The 2,232-nt window shown below is 40.0% G+C and carries 2 protein-coding genes; both read left to right on the top strand.

Annotation, left to right across the window (positions count from 1 at the left end):
• Positions 1–691 (top strand): HaeII family restriction endonuclease (locus P9B04_RS22105; RefSeq protein ID WP_342057121.1); only part of this gene is annotated, 691 nt, incomplete at its 5' end.
• A gap of 147 nt (positions 692–838) precedes the next feature.
• Positions 839–1,861: an oxygen-dependent coproporphyrinogen oxidase gene (gene hemF / locus P9B04_RS22100; RefSeq protein ID WP_342057122.1), complete on the top strand. Its 1,023-nt coding sequence runs from the start codon at positions 839–841 to the stop codon at positions 1,859–1,861.
• The last annotated feature ends 371 nt before the right edge of the window (positions 1,862–2,232 follow it).

Raw genomic sequence — 2,232 nt, 5'->3', positions numbered from 1 at the left:
GTCTAGATTTACTATTCTTTCATTTTCTCACACCTCATTCCTGATTGCTATATCTCTATTTAGACAAGAAGCTGGGATTAAGCGAAGTATTGACAAATGCTATGAGATTATTACTTACAGTTTATTTGAAACGGTTGTTAATCAATTAGAGGCAGAAGTTACAGTTAAAATACCTGCCAAAAATTATCCTCTATTGCAAGAATTTTCTGATTTGTCACAAGTCCTTCTTAATCTTAGTCATGAACAAAAAGAATGGAGTGAACTTGCACACATTTATCGAGTTGGTGTTACCAATGCAGCAGATAGAGGTTTAGATATGTGGGCTAATTTTGGTCCAGTTATTCAAGTGAAGCATCTTAGTTTAAATCCTGCACAAGTAGAGACGATTATTGATCAAGTTGAAAGTGATAATATTATTATTGTTTGTCGTGACGCTGATGCTTCCGTTATTTCTACCTTAATGAAACAAATTGGATGGGGAAAACGAGTTAGAGGAATTGTTAAAGAGAGTCAATTAATTGAATGGTATTATCGCTGTTTAAGAGGTAATTTTTCTCAGCAAATATCTCAACCTTTAATGAATTTGTTACAACAAAGTTTTGCAGAGGAGTTTCCTGAAGTTACAGAAATTAGGGAATTTTATCAAGAACGCCAATACACCGACATTCAATTACCGCAAATGTGGCAATGAATCAGAAAATCAGCACTGTTTACTAAACTTAATGACACTTCTGACCCAGTAAGCCTTAGATTGATCATAGGTGTAACTTGGTCACTGCGATCGACAAGTTACCGTTAAATGTTTCAGGATGAGTGTTAAAACAAAATTATGACCCCAATAACAGCAGACGTGACAACTCCTCAACAAACCTCTTTACCCCCCACAGATGCAAAAACAAGGGTTAGTGAGTTCATGAAAACCCTACAAGACAAAATTTGTCAAGGACTCGAACAAGCAGACGGTGGGAGTACATTTCGTGAGGACAGTTGGGACAGAGAAGAAGGGGGTGGTGGCCGTTCTCGTGTTATCAGAGACGGTGATTTATTTGAACAAGGTGGGGTGAATTTTTCTGAAGTTTGGGGACAACAGTTACCCCCATCTATCCTCAAACAGCGTCCCTCTGCGGAAGGACACGGTTTTTACGCTACGGGAACCTCTATGGTACTCCATCCCCGTAACCCTTACGTTCCCACAGTTCACCTCAACTATCGCTATTTTGAAGCGGGACCGGTTTGGTGGTTTGGAGGGGGTATCGACTTAACTCCCTATTACCCCTTTGCTGAAGATGCATCCCAGTTTCATCGAACCCTCAAGGAAACTTGCGATCGCCATCATCCCGAATATTATTCTGTGTTTAAACCTTGGTGTGATGAATATTTCTACCTCAAACATCGCCAGGAAACCCGTGGAGTTGGGGGTATTTTCTTTGATTATCAAGATGGAAGTGATCCCTTGTATCGTGGTCCCGATACTGATAAACCTGCAGCCAAATATAGCGATCAATTACCCAGTTTAAAACCTCGAACTTGGGAAGATTTATTTGCTTTTGTCAACGACTGTGGAGATACTTTTCTCCCTGCTTATCTTCCTATTGTTGAGAAGCGTCGTAACACAGAATACGGAGACAGAGAAAGACAGTTTCAATTGTATCGTCGGGGACGCTATGTAGAGTTTAATTTAGTATACGATCGCGGAACTATTTTCGGTCTACAAACCAATGGTCGTACGGAATCTATTTTAATGTCTTTACCTCCTTTAGTTCGTTGGGAATACTGTTATGAACCGGCTCCCAACACCCCCGAAACTCAATTGTATGATGTCTTCTTGAAACCTCAAGATTGGGTTAACTGGAAAGGTTAAAACATGAAATAGACAAGAGACAAAAGAATTTTATCGTCTCTTCGCTCCTGGTGTGGGGGGTGGGGTGTAGGGTTATAACTGACATCTTACACCAGTACACAAAAACTTAAATTAGTAAGCAGTAAGCAGTTCCTCACTCCGTTTCGGCGCTATCGCACAGCGTTCGGCTTTCAGCTAAGAGATGAAAGCGTTAAGCTTATGTTTAATCTCACTCACAGCATAAGATAGAGATTGATATGTTTCAACTGATGGCTGATAGCTGAACGCTCACAAACTAACCAGTTTTATCGAAGGTGTGGGGTGTCAGGTTTGGGGTTATAAGTAAGTCAGCAGAATTAATTGTATATTTTATGGTATAGTTTTATCAGCAT

It is taken from the genome of Crocosphaera sp. Alani8 (genome assembly GCF_038442745.1).
In the GTDB taxonomy this organism is placed as follows: domain Bacteria; phylum Cyanobacteriota; class Cyanobacteriia; order Cyanobacteriales; family Microcystaceae; genus Crocosphaera.
This window is presented reverse-complemented; position numbering and strand designations above follow the sequence as displayed.